We start from the raw sequence: 19498 nt of genomic DNA, 5'->3' as shown, positions 1-19498 counted from the left end.
GTTTTTGTACAGTACGATTCCGCCATGCCCAGCCCGATTCGCCCTGCTGCTCGCAACGGACGCGGCGCCGTGTCGAATCCTGCTGGGCGCTTTGAATCCACGCGTACCGAAATCGTCGATGACGGTTGGGCCAATGAATGGACCGATCCGGATGAAGCGTTGCCGCCATTGCAGACTACCGTGCGGCCCGAGCCGGCGCGCTCCATCATCAGTCGCAACAAGTCGCCGGATATTCCGTTCGACCAGTCCATCAATCCGTATCGCGGCTGCGAGCACGGCTGCATCTATTGTTATGCGCGGCCATCGCACGGCTATTTGAACCTGTCGCCCGGGCTCGATTTCGAAACCAAGCTGTTCTACAAAGCGGACGCGGCACGGCTGCTCGAAGAGGAACTGTCGGCGCGCAACTATCGGTGTTCGCCGATCACGATCGGCGCGAACACTGATCCCTATCAGCCCATCGAGCGCGAGTATCGCGTCACCCGCAGCATCATCGACGTGCTGGCGCGACGCCGGCATCCGTTCTCCATCATCACCAAGAGCGCCATGATCGAGCGCGACATCGATCTGCTGGCGCCGCTTGCCAAAGACAACTTGGTTTACACGCTGATCAGCGTCACCACGCTGAGCAACGACATCAAGCGAACACTCGAACCACGCACTGCTTCGCCGGCAGCGCGGTTGCGAGCCATTCGCAGCTTGAGCGCAGCCGGTATTCCCGTGGGCGTGATGGTGGCGCCGGTGATTCCGGTACTGACCGATGCGGAGCTGGAAAAAATTATCGAGGCTGCCGCCGCTGCCGGCGCACGCTCGGCAGGGTACGTGCTGCTGCGTTTACCTTACGAGCTGAAGGCTTTGTTTCGCGAGTGGCTGCAGACGCACGAGCCCTTGAAGGCCAGGCACGTCTGGTCCCGATTGCACGACATGCGCGGCGGACGTGACAACGATCCGCGCTGGGGGCATCGCCAGCGTGGCGAAGGGCAATATGCTGAATTGCTGGCACAGCGCTTCGCCGCGGCTTGCGCGCGATACGGACTCGAACATCGCGAGAGATTTGTCCACAACACCGCGTTGTTTGTTGCGGGCTCCACTGCAAGTAGCGGCGATTCGCCGCAAATGTCGTTGCTTTGAAGTGCCACGCGCTGTTCGAGCACCAGCGCCGGAGCATTTGACAGCTGCCGATTTGACATCTGGTTCATCGACTCCACGATGGATCGCGCGCGCCGCTTGCGCGTTTTCCCAGCCTTGACGTATGAATGGCTGGCGTATACTCGATCGTAAAGGTCGGGCGTGACGCGACCGGTGCTCCGACGCAGGAAGCGAATCGGATTGCCGTGAGTCGGCGAACGCTTCAGGACGGATGGCTCCTGCCGACTGGCACTTCCTGGAGATGATCATGAATCCTGCTGTCACTGTCTCCGCGCGACTCGCGATGAACATCGCGAAGCGTGGTGGCGCAAGCGTCGGTGGCGTCGTCCGTAATCTTGGCCGCCTGGCGTTGCCCGCATCCTTGCTGCTCACCATGAGCGGTTGCATGACCGCCAAGATCGAAGAGCTGCGTGAGGCGCCGACGCAAATCTCGTCGCACGAGGCGATCGTGCTGCTCGCCAAGCCGCATCTGGAAGGCACGGGCACGGAAGACAAATTTCTCGACTGCCTGGAACGCGAGCTGGTCGGTGAAGCAGTCTCCGCCGACGTTGCACAGAGGCAACGTGCGGGCAAGGCGTTCGAGCCGCGCAGCAATTTCAGCAAGGGTCCGTTCCAGATCTACGCGGATCACCACTTTGTCGATGCGCTGTATCCGTGGCTCGAGCCGAGCACGGCGCCGGCCAACGCGGCGGGATTCAGCGCGTTCCTGGCGCGGCCCGGTGTAGCCGAGCGCGTCGGCGAAATGGGCGTGCGTTACATCGTATGGGTCGATGGAGTTACGCAAAAGACCGACGGCGGCGGCAGTATCGCCTGCGCGGCCGGGCCGGGCGGCGCCGGCTGTCTCGGGCTCGGCTGGTGGGAGAAATCCTCGGATTACGAAGCGACGGTCTGGGATCTGCGCGAGGGCATCAGTGCCGGCAGTCTTACCACCGACGTGAAGGGCACGTCGGTAATGATCGGCGCAATCGCTCCGATTCCGTTGATCGCGCCGGTGCAGAGCACGGCCTGCGACCGGCTGGCGGCGCAGTTGAAGTCGTTTTTGCTGGGCGCGGGAGAGGAGGAGACGGCAGCGGTCTCGCCGCAGTAGGCCCGATCTTCGCTCTCGCGCATTGAACTTGGAGAGACCCGACACCGCACCCACATCCGGGAGCGCCTGAGGGCCAGCGAACGGTCTGCAGCCGACTTGGGTCAGCGCGCGTTCAGCTGATCGGTCGCAGAGTTCTTTGAGCGCACATGCGTCCTCATGCGCGCGCGGGGAACGAAGGAGAGGACATGCCTAAGCAACCTTCCGGGGCTTCTGCCGCCGGTCCCAATTCGTCGATGACGACGCGGCGTCTGCTGACGATCGCGGGCCATTGCGTGGCCATCGGTTCCGTCTCTGCATTCCTGATGGGCGGCTGTGCCCAGCAATCCTCCTCGTCTTCCATGCCATCGAGCATGCCGAGTGGCGGCTCTTCGGGTGGTTCCTCGGGTTCTTCGGGCGGCTCCAGCGGTGGCGGCGGTTCCTCGGGTGGCTCATCGAGCAGCATGCCCGGTGGGTCCAGCGGCGGTTCCCGCGGCTCCAGCGGTGGCTTGCCTTCGGCCGGTGGATCGAGTGGCGGCGGTTCGTCGGCCGGCCTTCCTTCACCTTCTTCTTCGTCTAGCGGCGGTGCTGCGGGCGGCCAGGGTGGTTCCGCGGGTGATATGTCCGGCGGCCAGAGCGGTGGCTCTTCCGGCGGCAGCTCGGGCGGCGGTCAATCCGGTGGTAGCCAGGGTGGCGCACAAGGTGGCGCACAGGGCGGCGGTGCAGCCGGCGGTAGCCAGGCAGGCGGTGCCGCGGGCGGCCAAAGCGGTGGTGGTTCCTCCGGCCCGAACGTAACTGTTGGCACTTCTCTGCCAGGCGTGGGTTTGCCTTCGGTTGGCTTGCCTTCCCCCAGCACGGGTGGAGGCGGTGCTCAAGGCGGCGGTTTGCCGAGCACAGACGCGGGTGGTGGTGGCAACAGCGGCGGTGCTGCCGGTGGTGGCGGCTCGGCCGGTGGCGGTGATGCGAGCGGCGGCACATCCGGAGGTGGGTCTCCGAACGAAAGCATCTTCAAAGGCTCCAGTGGCGGCGGCGGTGCTGCCGGACAGGCCGGCGGTGCAGCCGGTGCCATGGGCGGCGGCGCGGCAGGCGGCGCGGGAGCGAATGCAGGTGGCGCTGCTGGCGGCGGCGCTGCTGGTGGTGCCGGCGGCATGCAGGGCGGAAGTGCTGGTGGCGCGGCTGGCGGCGGTGGAATGCAAGGCGGCGGTTCCGCAGGTGGGGCCGGCGCTGCTGGTGGCGGCTCCGCGGGTGGTGCTGGCGGTTTCCCGTCGGCCGGGGGCGGAGCCGCCGGCGGTGGTTCCCAAGGTGGGGCCGATGGCGGTTCGCAGGGCGGCGGCGCAGGCGGCGGTATGACTGCCGGCGAGCGCAGCGCGCAGATCGATCGCAGGTTCGAAGAGTCCTTCGGCATCTTTGACGGCCGGATGCGCGCCGAACAGGCAACGATCGCCGGGCAACGCGGTGGTCGCGGCGGCTCGGGCGGCGGTGGACAAGGCAACCAGGGCGCTGGCCAATCCGCGAATGCCGAAGGTGCGGGCGGCGACGGCGAAGGTGAAGGTGCCGGCGCTGCCGGTTCCGGCAGCGGTCAGCAAGGCCGCAACGGTCAGGGCCAGGGCGACGGCAATGGTGAAGGTCAGGGCGAGGGTGACGGTCAAGGAGGCCGGCAGGGCGGCGGCGGTGGTGTCGGTGGCGGTGCCGCCGGAGGCGGCGGCCCGAACACCGTGCCCGCGGGCATTCCGGACGGTAGCGATGACGACATCGTCGCGCGTCAGCTGCGTGAAGCGGCCATGAACGAAACCGATCCGGAGCTGCGCGAGAAACTCTGGCAGGAGTACCGCAATTATAAGAAGGGCGGTTGAGGTTGGTGGCCGGTGGCGCGCTAGGGCAGCCACCGGTCCGCAGAGGCGGAGATCGAATAAAACAACACTGGCGTAACGATTGGGGCGGGTAAGGAACGGCGAAAGAACGGCTCAGGTTGAAAGTTATGAAGCGCACGCTTGCTCAAATCGTCCTCATCGTCGCGGCCCTCGGCGCGACCGGCTGCGTCATGCACGAGACCCGCCCGCAACAGCGGGTGAAGGCCATCCAGGCGTCCACGGAGATTCCCGAATCGCAGCTGCTCGACGTGGGCGTGCGGCTGTTCGATGAGAATCTGCCCGAGGACGAGAAGGTGATGGAGCAGCAGCACATCTTCCCCGAAGTGCGCAAAGCCGAAGCGCGCTATCTGCCCATGCAACTGCGCAACACGCTGGAAGGCACCGGCCAGTGGGGCCAGGTGCGCGTGATGCCCGAAGATGCCGAGGCGCTCGATGTCTATGTCTCGGGCAAGATCCTGCAGTCCACCGGACAGTTGTTGAGTGCCGAAATCACGGTGACGGATGCGACCGGGCGGCAATGGTTCAAGCGCCAGTACACGCAGCTCGCCGACACGCGTTCGTACAAGGATCAAACCGGCCAGCCGCGCGATCCGTTTCAGAACATGTACAACATGCTGGCCAACGACATGTTGGTGTATCGCCAGCAACTGACGGCTGCCGACCTGGAGAACGTGCGCCGTGTCTCGGAGCTGCGCTTCGCCTCCGATCTGGCGCCATACGCGTTCAGCAGCTACATGACCGAGGACAAGAAGGGCGTGATCCAGCTCGTGCGCCTGCCCGCGCAAGACGATCCGATGTTGCAACGAATGGATCGCATTCGCGAGCGCGACTACGCGTTGCTCGACACGATCAACGAACACTACTCGTTGTTCGCCGAGAACATGTCGGAACCGTACACGAACTGGCGCCGTTACAGTTATTCCGAGCTCGAAGCCAAGGACGAAGCCAGACGTTCGGCGCTGACTCGCAAGCTGCTCGGCGCGGCCGCGATCGTCGGCGGTCTGGTGGTCGGCGCCGAGGCGAATACCTATGCCGGTCAGGCCGCTGCGACCGGCGCGATCTTCGGCGGTGCCTACGCCGTGAAGAGCGGCTTCGACAAGGGTGCGGAAGTGAAACTGCACTCCGACTCGTTGAAGCAGCTCGGTGAGTCGTTCCAGGCCGAAGTTCAGCCCCTGGTGGTCGAAGTGGAAGGCCGCACGCTGCAGCTGAGGGGTACGGCGGAAGAGCAGTACACCGAATGGCGGCGCTTGCTCAAAGAGCTCTACGAAAACGAAACCGGCGTGCAGGTGCCCGCGACGCCTGCGCCCGAGGTGGCCACCTCGAACGCCCCCGCGAAAGCTGACAGAGGCGGATAGCGCGAGCCGCCCCCCCGCCAACTTTTGTCATGCTGGAGCGCGGGCAGGAGCTATCTGCCAATGTCGTGCTGGTGCGCCGCCTCGGTGCGGGTAGCAGCGGAGAAGTCTGGCTGGCGCAAGCTGCCGGACAGCGGGGTCGTGAACGCGGCGGCTTCGTCGCGGTCAAGATTCTGTCGGCGGAGCTGACGCAGGACGCGGCAACGTTCGCCGCTTTCCGAGGCGAATACGAGCGGATCGCGGCGCTTACCCATCCGAACATTCTGCGCGTCGATGGACTCTATCGGTCGGCGCGGCATGCGTGGATCGCGATGGACTACGCCGCCGGTGGCGACCTGACGCAACTGCGTGGCCGTTCTTGTGGCGAGATTCTGCGAGTGGCGATTCCCGTCGCGGCGGCCCTGGCAGCAGCGCATGACGCGGGTGTCATCCACCGCGATGTGAAGCCCGCGAATGTGTTGCTGGACGCGGATGGTGTGCCGCTGCTCGCGGATTTCGGCGCGTTTACGACGGGTTCGCCATTCAGTGCCAGCCCGCAGCAACTCGCCGGTGCGCCGCCCAGCGTGGCCGACGATGTGTATGGTTTTGGTGCATTGCTGTACGAGCTATTGTCGGGTTATCCGCCGTTTTATCCGGACGCGGAGGCGGCGCGACGAGTAGCAAGCGAGCCGGCGCCGCCGCCGGCCCACGTGCCTGCGGCTGTGACGAGCCTGCTGGCGAAGCTGCTGGCACGCCGGGCCGAGGAGCGGCCGGCGGACATGCGGAGTGTCGAGAGAGAATTGCGCGCGGCGCTTGCGAGTCTGCCGCCGCCTGCGATGATGAGCAGTATGAACGAGCCTGTTTCGGACAAGCCTGTTTCGGTACGGATCGAGCCGCCGGGCCTGCGCACGCCGCCCGGCCAAGGCGAGCCTCTGCGCAGCGAATGGCGACGCAATGCCGGTCCGAGCGTCAACGAACAAGCCCCGCGCCGGCAGGGCTTTCGGCGCGGCCTGGGGGCGTCGCTGGTCGTGCTGGGCCTCGCCGCTGCCGGAGTCGTGTTCTTCGTGTTGCCCAAGTGGGTGGAGCGCGAGCGGCCTGCTGTTCAACAGCCGCAAGCCGCGGTCGTAGCTCCGCCCAAAGCGGAAGACAAGGCGGCAGTAGAGAAGAAGGAAGTCGATTTCGCGGCGTTGGCCAAAGCCAAGCAGGCCGCCGAGGAAGTGCGCGCCGCCATCGACGAGCGCCTGCAAGAACTCAACGAGCGCGCCGCCGAGCAATGGGGTGGTGAAGAATACAACCGCGTGAATTCACTGCTCACGGCGGCCGATCAGGATTTCGTCGCGCGCGAGTACACAGTGGCGGAAGAGAAGCTCAACGAAGTGCTGCCGTTGCTCGATGTGCTCGAGAAGCGCGCACCGAAAGTGCTGGCGGAACAACTCGAAGCGGGTGCGCGGGCGCTGGCGGACGGACGTTCCGAAGATGCCAAGGCTGCGTTCGAGTTGGCCCTGAAGCTGGAGCCGAACAACCAAGTCGCCGCGCGTGGCCTGAAGCGCGCGGGCACGCTCGATCAAGTGCTGGCTCTGCTGACGACGGCGGAGCGCCAGGAAAAAGAAGGCGACGCAACCGCCGCATCGGACAACTTCCGCAAGGCGTTGGCGCTCGACGCCGATGCCAAGCGCGCCAGCGACGGGCTTGCACGCATCTCGGCGCGACAAGCCGCGGATGCATTCGCAAGCTCGATGGCTCGCGGCTACAGCGCGCTGGCCGCCAGCAACTATTCGCAAGCACGCGAAGCATTCGAAGCCGCGCGTCGCATTCGTCCCGATGCGCCCGAGATCGCGCAGGCGCTGCGGCAGATCGAGCAAGAGCAACGCACGGGTGTGATCGGCGCCAAGCTGCAGCAGGCCCAACAGTTGGAAGCGAAGGAGAAATGGGCCGAGGCGCTGGCGGAATATCGCAGCGTGCTCGAGCTGGACTCGACGGTCGCTGCTGCGAATGACGGAGTCGCACGCACCTCGCCGCGCGCCTCATTGAACGAGCAACTCGAGCTGTATCTGACGCAGCCGGAACGATTGTTCAGTCAATCCGTGCGCGCGGTCGCCAAAGAAACATTGTCGCGCGCTTCCAGCATCACCAATCCCGGGCCGGTCCTGAGCCAGCAGATCAAGACGCTGGGCGAGTGGCTGGCGCGTGCCGACGTGCCGGTGCCGGTCGCCCTGCAATCGGACAACATCACTCAAGTGACCATCTATCGCGTGGGTACGCTGGGCGCGTTCGAACAGCGCTCCCTGCAGCTCGTGCCTGGCAGCTATACCGTGGTCGGCACGCGACCCGGCTATCGCGATGTCCGGCGCGAGATCAGCGTGATGCCGGGAGCAGCGCCGGAGCCGGTCGTGATTCGCTGCGAGGACAAGATTTGAGCGAGCTCATCGTTCGCGAAGCCCTGGGCGAGCGCCGCTTTACGGCCACGGATTTTCCCATTGCTGTCGGTGGGCAAGGCAGCGCCATCGTGATGGCGGGGCGGCCGCAAGGCGCCGAAGCGTATCTGGGCTTGCACGAGGATCAGTTGTTCGTGCAACCGGCGGACGGCGCCGAGGTCTTGCACAACGGCGTGCCGGTGCAAAGCTCGACCTGGCTGCGCAGTGGCGATGTGATCAATTTCGGCGCCGCGCGGCTGCGTCTCCAGCAGCGCAACGATCAGCACATCGTCGAAGTCGACGACGGCAGCAGCGGCAATATCACGGCGCCGCCGATCATCGAGCCGTCATCGCGCCTGCATGGCGGCGAAGGCGACGCGGAACGTATCGATCCCTTGCAGTTCCGGCCCAGCGGTCCGGTCAAGGCCAGGTCCAAGGTCGGCATCGATCTGAAGAAGATCGTCATGGGCCTGGCCGCGGCCGGGGTCCTGGTGGTGCTGTGGTTCATCTTCACCGCCACCTCGGTGAGTGTGCGGACCGATCCGGAGACTGCCGTCGTCAAGATCGACGGCACCCTGCCGGCCGTGCGCTTTGCCAATCGCGTGCTGCTGCGGCCTGGCGATTATTTGATCAAGGCCACGCAGGAAGGCTACGCGCCGGCACAGTTGCAGGCCAAGGTCACGGACGAAACCAACCAGACCTTCTCCTTGAAACTGCAGAAGCTGCCGGGACGCGTGCGTGTCGAAGTGCCGACGCAAGCGCGCGTTACGCTGGATGGCAAACCGCTGGGCGATGCGCCGGGCGAATTCACATTGGCACCCGGTAAGCACACGATCGCGATTGCCGCCGCTCGTTATCAACCATTCTCCGGCGAGATCGATGTCATCGGCGAAGGCAAGAGCCAGACCTTCACGCCGCAACTCGTGCCGGCCTGGGCGGAAGTCACCGTAAGCTCGGAGCCCGCGGGCGCGCAGCTGCTCGTCGATGGTGAAGAGCGCGGCGTGACGCCGCTGACTACGCAAATCATGGCGGGCAATCATCCGATCGAGCTGCGGCTCGAAGGCTTCAAATCGTGGACCACCGACGTGCAGGTGAAGGCGAACGAGCCGATGAACCTCGGCCCGGTGCGGCTCGGCTTGCCCGATGGCCGGCTGGCACTGCGCTCCGAACCTTCCGGTGCGAGTGTTTCAGTAGGCGGTGTGTATCGCGGGCAGACGCCGGTGTCGCTCGAGCTGCGGCCCGATATCGCACACAACGTGGTGCTCACACTGCCGGGCTACGAGGCGGCGACCCGTCAGATTTCGTTGAGTGCTGGCGAGAACCGCACGGTCTCGGTGCCGCTGGCCGGCATTTTTGGGGAAGTCACGGTGCAGGCGCAGCCCGCGGATGCGCAGGTCTTCGTCAATGGCAAGCCGATGGGGGCCGCGAATCAGCAGCTGCGCCTGGTGGCGACCACGCAGGACATCGAAATCCGCAAGTCGGGTTACGTGACCTACAAGACCAGCATCACGCCGCGGCCGGGCGTGTCGCAGAAGATCGAGACCACGCTGCTCACGCCGGCGCAGGCCAAGATGGCCGCGACTCCCGCGACCATTCGCAGCAAGGCCGACCAGCAGCTCAAGCTTATGCCGCTGGGCTCCTTCACCATGGGCAGCCCGCGCCGCGAGCCGGGCCGCCGCGCCAACGAGGCGCAACGGAACGTGCAGTTCAAGCGGCCGTTCTATATCGGCGTCACCGAAGTGACCAACGGCCAGTTTCGCAAGTTCAAGTCCGGGCACCGCTCGGGCCTGGTCGGCCAGCACACGCTCGATCTGGACAACCAGCCGGTGGTGAATGTGACCTGGAATGATGCGGCGTTGTTCTGCAACTGGCTGTCGCAGCAGGAAGGGCTGCCGCCGGCCTACGAAAACAAGAACGGCCGCATGGTGCCCGTGCAGCCGTTGACGACGGGTTATCGGTTGCCCACCGACGCCGAATGGGAATGGGTGGCGCGCTACGAAGGCGGCGGCAAGTTCCGGCGCTATCCCTGGGGCGATGCCCTGCCGGTGGCGCCGCGCTCGGGGAATTACGCGGATGTGACCGCACGATTGCTCGTCCAGGATGTCGTTCCTGAATATGACGACGGCTTCGCAGCGGCGGCGCCGACCGGAAAGTTCCCCGCGAATCCGCTCGGTCTGTTCGACGTGGGCGGTAACGTCGCCGAATGGGTGCATGATTACTACACTGTGAGTCCCGACGGCGGCGAAGTCGCGGTCGACCCGAGCGGTCCGGCCGAGGGCAAGCAGCATGTGATTCGCGGCTCCAGTTGGAGGCATTCGAGTGTCACGGACTTGCGCCTGTCGGCGCGCGACTTCGGCGACACTCAACGCAACGACGTGGGCTTCCGGATTGCCCGTTATGCAGAGTAGACGAATGCCGACGTAGGCGAGAGGCGACATCATGAAAACGCGGCAACTGCTGATTCGATTGCTGGGCCTGCTGGCTGCCTGCTACGCAACCGGCACGATGACTTCCGCTGCCTGGGCCGCCGAGGCCGCCAAGCCGCCAGCCAAGGCTGCGCCGCCCGCGAGCGAATCCGCCGCGCCCAAGGCCGACGAAGAATCCTCAGCGGCCCAATCCGCGGCGGCTTCCAAAGGTACTCAGGAAGAAGAGGACGCCGAGGAACAGCAGGCCGCTGCCAAGCCCAAAGCGTCCGGCAAGAAAGGCTCGCCAGAGCGCTTCGTGCCGTCGGAACAGGTTCGCGCCGACTTCGACGTTTCCTTTCCCATCGACATATGAACCGCTCGACCGCCAAGCCAGTATTTCTTCCAGCAGCTGATTCGAGATTCGCTTCGAGCCCCACAGGAACTTACTCATGGTAACCGCAGCCGCCCCGGCGCCCCGTTCCAACCGCCCGGTCCAGTATCCGAGCGAGTTCCTCGTGAACGTGATCGCGCTCATCGCGACCATCCTGTTCGTGCACGCGTTGTACGTGTCCTGGATCATTCCCAACGGCGATGAAATCGTCGCTACCGAACAGCGGCGTCTCAAGGAAGATCCGGACTACGTGCCGGAACGGTCCTTCTTCCTGGTGATCAACGCCGTCGAGCAGGAAGTCGAGATCATTCACTTCATCTGGGCGCTGCTGATCCTCGGCTACAAAGCAGTGCTGATTCGCCGCGAGCGCAAGCTGCTGGAGCGCGAGCTGATCCACGTGCCCGAAGGCATCAAGGTCTTGCCTGAAGATGCGAAGGACTATGCGCGACAGCTGGAAGCGCTGCCGCCGGAGGACAAATCCAGTCTCGTGGTGCGCGCGTTACAGCGCACGCTCGACCGGTTCTCCGCGACGCGCAGCATTCGCGACTCGGCGGAAACCTCAAAGGCCGTGTGCGACTCCGAAGCGGACCGGCTCGATTCGGGCCTGGCGATGATTCGTTACATCGCCTGGGCCATCCCGGCCATCGGCTTCATCGGCACGGTGCGCCACATCGGCGACGCGCTGTTGCAAGCCCACAAGGCCGTGACTGGCGATATCACCGGTGTGACGTCCGGCCTGGGTATCGCCTTCAACGCCACCTTCGTGGCGCTGATGCTGACCCTGATTCTGATGTTCTTCCTGCACCAGCTGCAGCAGGCGCAGGAGCAGTTCGTGCACGACACCGATCATTGGATCGACCAGCATCTGATTCGGCACATGCAGGTGAGGTAGTGCTAGCTCTGGAGCTCATCGATGCCGCACTCATCGTCGCGCGCAAGCGCGGCGACAGCGTGGCTGTTGTCAGCGAAGCGCCGGGCGTTGCATTGCTGGAAGATCAAACGACGATCACTGGCGTGGACGCGCTCCAGCGCGTGCGCATCAAGCCGCTGCTCGCCCAGAACAATTTCTGGCGGGGCCTGAGCATTCAACCGTTGACGCGTCCTTCGCGTGTCGCCGGCACCGCCGCCGACGTGGCTTTCGCGCAGGCGCAAGCATTACTGGGCGGGTTCAGGCAGGAGAACGAATCGGTGTTGCTTGCTGTTCCGGCAGGCTACAGCCGCGATCAGCTCGGCTTGCTCCTCGGCGTCATCAATGAAACCGGCGTGCGCGTCGCCGGCCTCGTGGACGCGGCAGTGGCCGCTTGCAGCCTGGAATCGGCGCCGGCGCGCGTGCTGCATCTGGATCTGGAGCTGCACCAGGCATTGCTCACCGTGCTCGAATATTCAGGCGGCGAGCAGCCCGGCTTGAAGCGCAGCCGCTACGAGATCGCTCCGCGCCACGGCGTGCTCGGCATCCATCAGACATTGGTGCAGTTCATCGCCGAGAACTTCGTGCGCAAGACGCGCTTCGATCCGCTGCACGAAGCCACCAGCGAACAACGGCTGGTCGACCTGCTGCCCGCCTGGCTGAGCGAGCTGACGGAGGCGGAGACCATCACGATGTCGTTCCAATTCGGTGAGCGCGAGCTGCAGCTGGAAATGGAGCGCGCGCAACTCATCGCCGCCGCCGAGCCGCACTATCTCGAGCTGCTGCGTCTCGTGCAGAGCGCGCGTGTGGCCGGCATGCCCATCGAGCTGCGGCTCTCGCAGCGAGTCGCGTCATTGCCGGGTCTGGTCGAGCGGCTGCAAACGCTGCGCGATTGCACGATTCAGATATTGCCGCCGGCCGCGGCCGCCCGGGGCGCGCTTCAATACGAGCGGAGCATTCGACGCGCGCCGGACTCGCTAGCGCTGGTATATCAGCTGCCAGTGCCGCGGACCGAACATGGCGAAGAGCAGACGGCGGAAGTGGAAGCGACACCGCCACAGCTGCGGCCGACGCATGTTTTGTTTCAGGGCCGTGCCTGGCGCATCAGCGAACGGCCGTTGACCGTCGGCTGGGCGGTCGAAGGCCGGCCGCGCGCTTTGAACCTGCCGAGCGCGTTGCCCGGCATCTCTCGCTCGCATTGCACGCTGGTACGCCGCAATGGCGCGGTCATCGTCGAAGATCACAGTACCTACGGTTCTTTCGTCAACGACGAGAAAGTGGCCGGCCGCACCTCGCTCACCGTGGGCGATCGCCTGCGGCTGGGCTCTCCCGGCATCACGCTCGAAATGATTCAACTGGTGAACGACGATGGCGCGCCGCAAGACTGAAGTCTTCAGCATGTCGTTCCTCGACTGCATCACCTGTGCCTTCGGGTCGGTGGTGCTGGTCTATACGTTGATCAATGCGCAAGGCGGCTTGCGAGCGCAGACCGTGGATCAAACTCAGCGCGCCGAAGTGTCCAAGATGGAAGAGAAGGTGCTGGAGGGCTACCAGAAGCTGGTGGTGCTGCGTAACTCGCTGATCGAGACCGACGCCGAGAAGGTGCGCACCGAAGGCATGGGCACGCGCGTGCTCAGCGAAACCGAGCGCCTCAAGGTCGAGCTCGCCGACGCGACCAAGGAAACATTGTCGCGCCGTGAAGCCATCGAGCGCCTGAAAGCCGATCTGAAGTCGCTCGAAGAGGGCACGCGGCGGCTCGAAGGCGCGAGCAAGGATGCGAGCGCGACTGGTACGCGCGTGCGCGGTTTCGTCGGTACCGGCGATCGTCAGTATCTGACTGGCCTGCGCGTCGGTGGCGAGCGCATCCTGCTGCTGGTCGATGTCTCCGCCAGCATGCTGGATGAGACCGTCGTCAACATCCTGCGTATGCGCAACATGTCCGAGTCCAGGAAGCTGCTGTCACAGAAATGGCGCCGCACCGTATCCACGGTGGAGTGGCTGGCCGCGCAGATGCCGCTGGAGGGACAGTTCCAGATCTACGCCTTCAACACCAAGACCTATGCGCTGGTGGACGGCTCGGAAGGCAAGTGGCTGAAGACCAACGATCCGAATGCGCTGACCGACGCGCTGGAAAAACTGCGTAAGACGGTGCCGACCGACGGTACCAGTATCGAGAACGCGTTCATTGCCTTGAACGCGCTCAATCCGAAGCCGGACAACGTCATCTTGGTCACCGATGGACTGCCGACGCAGGGCGCTTCGGCGCCGTTGATTCGCAAGACCATAGACGGCGATGCGCGGCTGAAGTTGTTCGAGCGCGCCTTCGCGAAATATCCGCGCAGTGTTCCGCTCAATGTCATTCTCATGCCGATGGAAGGCGATCCCATGGCACCGGCTGCGTTCTGGGTCGCGGCGCGCGATACCGGCGGCTCGTTCATGAGCCCGTCCAAGGATTGGCCATGAAAGTTGTCATGAATATTGTCATCGCGGACGCGGGAGCATGGCATGGCTAAGCGTGCGCGCCGCGAAACCGAGATCTTCAGCATCTCGTTCCTGGACTGCATCACCTGCGGCCTGGGCTCGGTGGTGCTGCTGCTGGTCCTGAGCAACATCCGCACGCCGAGCATCGAACAGTCCGAAGAAGACCTGCAGGAGCAATTGCTCAGCTTGCAGGACGAGCTGATCGAGATCGAAGGCCAGGCCGACATTCTGAATCGCGACCTGAAGGCCAAGCAGGAACAGCTGTCGGAGGAGAAGCGGCGGATCGCGCGCCTGCAGGGCGATCTGAGCGACATCCGCGGCAAGTACAGCGCGTCCAAACAGGAAGCCGACGTTGCCAATCAGCTGGAAGGGCGCCTGGCTTCCGCACAGCAAACGTTGACCGAGGAGATGAAGCGCCTGCTGGGCGAAGGCTTCCGGCGCAAGGCCGACGACGCCATCGGCGGCATCCCGGTGGACAGCGAATACATCATCTTCATCATCGACACCTCGGGCAGCATGTTCAATTACGTGTGGCCCATGATGCTCGCCAAGGTCGAGGAAACCCTGAACGTGTATCCGAAGCTGAAAGGCTTCCAGGTGATGAACGACGAAGGCACCTACATGTTCAGCGGCTATCGCGGCAAGTGGATTCCCGATACGCCAAGCCAGCGGCGCACCGTGATCGAGCGGCTGCGTACCTGGAACGCGTTCTCCAACTCCAGTCCCATCGAAGGCATCGTCGAAGCCATTCGCACGTATTATTCCAAGGACAAGAAGATCAGCCTGTACGTGTTCGGCGATGAGTTCACCGGCTCTTCGATCGATTCGGTGATCAAGGGCGTGGACATCATCAATCGCGAGGACGAGACCGGCGAGCGCCGCGTCCGCATCCACGCCATCGGTTTTCCCGTGCGCCCGGATGCGCCTCAGTACACCAGCATTCGCTTTGCGACGCTGATGCGAATCCTTTGTCAACGCAACGGTGGCTCGTTCGTCGGACTGGACGACCCGCAGCGCAGCGGCACGCGCTTTCGCATAGGCCAGAATCTCGCGCCGCGGTCTGCCATCGAAGCCGAAGCGCCGGTCATCGAGCCGGGCCCTTGAGGTCAACGTGAAAGAGAATCACCTGCTGTCTCGCTCGGGCTCGTGGCTGCACGCACGGCGGCGTCAGCTGGTTGCGGCCGCGGCATGTGGCCTGAGTACCGCCATGGTGCTGCTGGCGGGTTGCGGTCCGGTGAAGCTGGTCGCCAACACCAACATCCCGCCGCCGCTGGTGGTGAAGCTCCCCATCACCGTCGCCTTGTTCATGCCGACGGAATTCTCTTCGTACGTGCACAAGGAGGAACGCTGGAGCACCAAGTGGCACGTCGAGCTGGGCCAGGCTCAGACCGACGGCATCACGCGCTTGATGGACGCGATGTTCGAACGGGTCGTGCGCGTGGACAGCGTCAACGCCGGCACGCAAGTGCCGGGAGGCGTTGCGGCGATTCTCGAGCCCAGCATCGAAGAATACGCGTTCGTCACGCCGCGGGATGCGGGCTCGCCGTTCTATGCAGTCAGCATCAAATATCGCGTGAATGTATATCTGCCGGACGGCAAATTGGCCGATTCGTGGGGCTTTACCGGCTATGGCACCTCACCGTCGCAGGGATTGTCGAGCGAAGCGCCGTTGTCCACCGCCACGGCCCTGGCCATGCGGGACGCGGGGGCGAAGCTCGCCGTCGAGTTTCGCGAGCAGGCGGTGATGAGAAGTCTCCTGCCTGAATCCGCGACCGCGGACTCGCCGCCGGCGGCGCCCGCTGCGCCTGGCGAGGCACCGACGGTTACAACGACACCGCCCGAAGACGAGGCTGCCAAGGAGCTGGGCGAGCCGCAGGAGACGGCGCCAACGGAGTCGGCGCCAACGGAATCGGCAAAGAGCGATGGGCAAGCGCCACCGGAAGGGGAGCAGCCCAAATCGGACCAGCCCCCCGAACCGGAAGCCTTCAGCCCGAAGCCGCCGACCTCCTGATCGAGGTGAACCGCGTCAGGAGCGGCTTTCCTCCTGGTCGTCGTCCTGTTTGCGCATCTTGAACACTTCGCGTGCGATGACGCCGTGCGTCTCGACCGGTTCACCGTTGACGAATTTCGGCCGATACCGTGATGACCGGATCGCTTCCACGGTCTCCGAGGCCTGACGCTGCGTGCCGTTCTGTTCGATGATCTCGACGTCTTCCACGCTGCCGGTGCCGGTCACCGTGAATTGCACCGACACGAACTTCTCGTCGATCTGCTCGGGAGACAACTGGCGATTGCGCATCGCCAGCGGCGGCATCGGGTAATACACGCGCACCGGGAAACTCAGCGGCGCGACCGCCGCTTCCCGCGATGAGGCATCGGCGCTGGCGGTCAGGGCGGCCGCTTGCCGATAGTAGTTCATGGCTTTTTCGGGATGATGTTTGATCTGGTACCAGTCGCCCATCTGGATCAGCGTGTCGGTCAGCAGCGTCGGTGTGGTATCGGGACGGTCCTCGAGAATGGCCAGCGCCCGCTGCAACGAGCGTTCGCCCTCGCTACTGAGGTACTTCGGATTGATGCCCCTGGGTTCCACACTGGTCGGATCGAGCATGGTGCGTTCCTGCAGCGGCTGATAGCCGTGCGAGAAGAAGTAGATCTCCTGCACGTAGCTGCGCGCCAGACTGCGCAGCGGCTGCACCAGGGCTGGATCGTTCTTGCCTAGTTTGCGCTCGACGATTTGCACGGCATCGCGGAAGCGATCACGGCCAAGCGAGAAGTTGCCGGTGTCGACATACCAATCGCCAATCACGCACAACAGTGGCGACATGCGCGGATCGCGCTCGCCGTAGGTACGTTCGCCGACACGTTGCAGATAAAGCATCTGCTTCGCCCCGTCCACCATGCGGCCGGTGCGGGTCAGGCTCACGGCGAGCTGACGCAGCACTCCTTGCTGACTCATGTCGAACAAACCGTGGGCGCGGCGGATCACGATCAGCGCGCGCTCCAGATAGGGAATGGCTTCGTCATGGCGTTCGAGCAACGCCAGCGTGTAGCCCAGGCCGCGCAACGGGTCGAGCAGCGCGGGATCGACGCTGTTTCCTTGCAACTCGATGATCCGCAAGGCTTCGCGATACGTCGGCTCGGCGCTCGCCTTGTCCCCGCTGCTGAGCTGCGCGTTGCCCAGGAGCGTCAAAGCCTTGGCGAGCTCCAGCGGCTGTTCCTTGGCGTGCTCGCTGGCCTGCTGCACCAGGCGGCGCGCCTCGTCGATGGCGGCGGACCAGTCGCGTTTGTCGTAGCGCGCCCAGAATTCCTGTTGCGATTCGGGACGCGGCGGGACCGGCGCGGCGTCGGCCGTTTTGACACTGATCGTGGCCAGGCTGAGCAGCAAACTCAGCGCGACCGCCTGCCGCAACGGGCCGAACGACTGCCTGACCTTCATGACCTACCCCAACTCGAGACCGGATCGATATCGATGCTGCCGGCACAGGCTACGACGCAGAGCCGGCAGGTACAAGATCGTTAGGACAGAAGTGAATGGTGACTAATGACTGGTGACTGGTCAGAGTGGCCGCGACCCGAGGCATGATCGAGCCCCCTCCGACCATTCACTAGTCACTATTCACTAGTTACTTCCCAAAAAGGTAGTGCGATACGAACCATTCCCGGCCGCCGCGATACGCCCACAACTCCGCGCACGCCATGAAGAACACGCGCCAGTACACCCACCAGCGGCGCATGTTTTCGGCGCCGTACGTGGCCGACAGGATCGGCTCGATTCGAGCGCGGTTGGCGTCCATATTGGCGAGCCAGCACTCGCTGGTGCGGCTGTAGTGCGTGCCGTCCACGCGCCAGTGATCCTGCAGCCGCAGGTCGCGCTGGAAGTAGCTGAGCAGGTGATCGCTCGGCATGATGCCGCCGGTGAAGAAGTAGCGCGCCATCCAGTCGTTCTCGTCGCGCACGTCGAACGGATAGGCATAGTCGCGATGAGTGAAGATGTGCACGAACAGTGTGCCGCCCGGCTTCAGCCACGAGGCGATGCGCGCCAGTAGCTGCTCGTAGTTGCGCATGTGCTCGAACATCTCCACCGACACGACACGATTGAACTGCTCGTGCTCCAGCGCGAGGTCATTCATGTCGCAGGTGACGATCCGCACGTTGCGCAGACCACGGCTCTCGGCGCGAGCTTCGATGAACTGCTTCTGCGTGCGTGAATTCGAAACGGCCGTGATGCGGGCGTTCGGATAGCGCTCCGCCATCCATAACGTGAGCGAGCCCCAGCCGCAGCCAAGCTCGAGAATTTGCTCGCCATCGGCGATGCGCGCGCGGCGGCACGTGAGCGCCAGCATCTCCGCCTCGGCTTGGTCCAACGACGTGACGCCCGGCTGGAAATAGCACGACGAATATTTCATGTGCTTGCCCATGACCATCTCGAAGAACTCGCATGGCAGCTCGTAATGCTGCTCGTTGGCTTCGCGGGTGTTGATGGCGATGGGGCTGGCCTTGAGCTGCGCGATGAAGCGCATCAGGTGGCGCTGCTGTGCCTCCTCGGTCGTGCGCTTCTCGTCGCGCAGCCGCTCGGCCAGCAGGCGACGGATGCCGTAGCGCACGGCCCAGTCGGGCAACAGGTTGCGTGCCAGCAGGCGGAAGGGCAGTGAGATGGCCGGGTCGGCCGGACGCGGCGTGACGACTGTTGCTGTCATGACTTCAACCTTTTCCTGGGAAGCGGAACAAAGACACTGGTGCGCTGCTGGTACTCGCGATAGCGCTCGCCCTTGGAGCGCAGCGCCTGCTCCTCGGTCGCCCTGACGCCGGTCACGTTGAGCAGGAAATGCAGCATCAACGCCGGCATCGCCAGTGCCAGCCATCCCCACGGGGAAGCCAGCGCAAACACGGCGTAGCCGATCCAGATCGTCCACTCGAAGAAATAATTCGGGTGGCGCGAGTAGCGCCACAAGCCCGCGTCGCAGACCGCGCCGTGGTTGGAGGAGTTGCGCTTGAAGGCGGCCAGCTGGCCGTCGGCGATGCTCTCGCCCAGCAGGCCCACCAGCCAGATCGCCACGCCCAGCGCTTCGAGCAGATGCAGGCGCGGCTCGGGATTCATGCACGCGATCAACAGCGGCAGCGCGAGGATCACGTTGAGCAGCGCTTGCAGCTGAAAGAAGCCGAAGAACTTCGCGTTGAGATTCGCGGCCCAGCGGCGGCGTAGCTCGACATAGCGACCTTCCTCCGGCTGGCCGATGATGCGTTTGGCCAGGTGCCCGGCCAGGCGCACCGACCACAGCGCATACATCGCGGCGATGATCCACTTGCGCGTTTCCCAACCCTCCGCGAGCCAGGCAAAGAGCAGAGCCAGTACCGCGAAGTTCGCCGACCAGCCCACGTCGACGTAACTGAAGTTCTTGTTGCGAATGCCCAGCAGCCACAGCGCGGTCATGATCAGGAAGACCAGCAGCGTGCCGAGTGCAAGCAACAGCAACGGACTCATCGGA

17 protein-coding genes are annotated in these 19498 nt (G+C 64.4%); 13 read left to right on the top strand and 4 right to left on the bottom strand.

Features of this window, described 5'->3' with window-relative positions; genetic code table 11:
- The first annotated feature begins 24 nt into the window (after nucleotides 1–24).
- Nucleotides 25–1131, top strand: a complete 1107-nt coding sequence (locus VGE08_RS11055; RefSeq protein WP_331067937.1) for a PA0069 family radical SAM protein — start codon at nucleotides 25–27, stop codon at nucleotides 1129–1131.
- Nucleotides 1132–1396: 265 nt separating this feature from the next.
- A complete protein-coding gene (locus tag VGE08_RS11050) occupies nucleotides 1397–2236 on the top strand; it encodes a hypothetical protein (RefSeq protein WP_331067936.1) in 840 nt (279 codons plus the stop codon).
- Nucleotides 2237–2390: 154 nt separating this feature from the next.
- On the opposite strand, the gene VGE08_RS11045 is transcribed toward VGE08_RS11050, so the two are convergent.
- Entirely contained in the window at nucleotides 2391–2678 is a 288-nt protein-coding gene (locus VGE08_RS11045) for a hypothetical protein (RefSeq protein WP_331067935.1), read from the bottom strand.
- 518 nt (nucleotides 2679–3196) lie between these two features.
- Between VGE08_RS11045 and VGE08_RS11040 the strand changes: the two genes are divergently transcribed.
- From VGE08_RS11040 to VGE08_RS10990, 11 genes are all read left to right on the top strand, one after another.
- Nucleotides 3197–3562, top strand: a complete 366-nt coding sequence (locus VGE08_RS11040; protein WP_331067934.1) for a hypothetical protein — start codon at nucleotides 3197–3199, stop codon at nucleotides 3560–3562.
- Nucleotides 3559–4065 (top strand): hypothetical protein, encoded by a 507-nt coding sequence (locus VGE08_RS11035; RefSeq protein ID WP_331067933.1) that lies wholly within the window; start codon nucleotides 3559–3561, stop codon nucleotides 4063–4065. The genes VGE08_RS11040 and VGE08_RS11035 overlap by 4 nt, the downstream gene beginning before the upstream one ends.
- A gap of 125 nt (nucleotides 4066–4190) precedes the next feature.
- Nucleotides 4191–5438, top strand: coding sequence for a hypothetical protein (locus tag VGE08_RS11030; protein ID WP_331067932.1), 1248 nt, complete (start codon nucleotides 4191–4193; stop codon nucleotides 5436–5438).
- A 29-nt stretch (nucleotides 5439–5467) separates the two neighbouring features.
- Nucleotides 5468–7831 (top strand): protein kinase domain-containing protein, encoded by a 2364-nt coding sequence (locus VGE08_RS11025; RefSeq protein ID WP_331067931.1) that lies wholly within the window; start codon nucleotides 5468–5470, stop codon nucleotides 7829–7831.
- Nucleotides 7828–10236, top strand: coding sequence for a PEGA domain-containing protein (locus VGE08_RS11020; protein WP_331067930.1), 2409 nt, complete (start codon nucleotides 7828–7830; stop codon nucleotides 10234–10236). Before VGE08_RS11025 ends, VGE08_RS11020 begins: the two co-directional genes overlap by 4 nt.
- 31 nt (nucleotides 10237–10267) lie before the next feature.
- Nucleotides 10268–10606 (top strand): hypothetical protein, encoded by a 339-nt coding sequence (locus VGE08_RS11015; protein WP_331067929.1) that lies wholly within the window; start codon nucleotides 10268–10270, stop codon nucleotides 10604–10606.
- Nucleotides 10607–10682: 76 nt separating this feature from the next.
- Entirely contained in the window at nucleotides 10683–11516 is an 834-nt protein-coding gene (locus VGE08_RS11010) for a MotA/TolQ/ExbB proton channel family protein (RefSeq protein WP_331067928.1), read from the top strand.
- Nucleotides 11516–12919 (top strand): FHA domain-containing protein, encoded by a 1404-nt coding sequence (locus VGE08_RS11005; RefSeq protein ID WP_331067927.1) that lies wholly within the window; start codon nucleotides 11516–11518, stop codon nucleotides 12917–12919. The genes VGE08_RS11010 and VGE08_RS11005 overlap by 1 nt, the downstream gene beginning before the upstream one ends.
- On the top strand, nucleotides 12900–13994 hold the full coding sequence (locus VGE08_RS11000; protein ID WP_331067926.1) for a VWA domain-containing protein: 1095 nt from the start codon (nucleotides 12900–12902) through the stop codon (nucleotides 13992–13994). Before VGE08_RS11005 ends, VGE08_RS11000 begins: the two co-directional genes overlap by 20 nt.
- 42 nt (nucleotides 13995–14036) lie before the next feature.
- Entirely contained in the window at nucleotides 14037–15116 is a 1080-nt protein-coding gene (locus VGE08_RS10995) for a hypothetical protein (RefSeq protein ID WP_331067925.1), read from the top strand.
- A gap of 7 nt (nucleotides 15117–15123) precedes the next feature.
- A complete protein-coding gene (locus VGE08_RS10990; RefSeq protein ID WP_331067924.1) occupies nucleotides 15124–16023 on the top strand; it encodes a hypothetical protein in 900 nt (299 codons plus the stop codon).
- Between the two features lie 15 nt (nucleotides 16024–16038).
- Here VGE08_RS10990 and VGE08_RS10985 read toward each other — a convergent pair whose 3' ends face one another.
- The 3 genes from VGE08_RS10985 to VGE08_RS10975 all read right to left on the bottom strand — a co-directional run bounded on the left by VGE08_RS10985 (nucleotide 16039) and on the right by VGE08_RS10975 (nucleotide 19494).
- Nucleotides 16039–17448 carry an energy transducer TonB gene (locus VGE08_RS10985; RefSeq protein ID WP_331067923.1) on the bottom strand — a complete coding sequence of 470 codons (1410 nt, stop codon included), beginning with the start codon at nucleotides 17446–17448 and terminating at the stop codon, nucleotides 16039–16041.
- A 187-nt stretch (nucleotides 17449–17635) separates the two neighbouring features.
- Nucleotides 17636–18709 (bottom strand): cyclopropane-fatty-acyl-phospholipid synthase family protein, encoded by a 1074-nt coding sequence (locus tag VGE08_RS10980; RefSeq protein ID WP_331067922.1) that lies wholly within the window; start codon nucleotides 18707–18709, stop codon nucleotides 17636–17638.
- Nucleotides 18706–19494 carry a DUF1295 domain-containing protein gene (locus tag VGE08_RS10975; protein ID WP_331067921.1) on the bottom strand — a complete coding sequence of 263 codons (789 nt, stop codon included), beginning with the start codon at nucleotides 19492–19494 and terminating at the stop codon, nucleotides 18706–18708. The genes VGE08_RS10980 and VGE08_RS10975 overlap by 4 nt, the downstream gene beginning before the upstream one ends.
- Between the last annotated feature and the right edge of the window lie 4 nt (nucleotides 19495–19498).

This window comes from Steroidobacter sp. (assembly GCF_036406195.1).
In the GTDB taxonomy this organism is placed as follows: Bacteria; Pseudomonadota; Gammaproteobacteria; order Steroidobacterales; family Steroidobacteraceae; genus Steroidobacter.
This window is presented reverse-complemented; position numbering and strand designations above follow the sequence as displayed.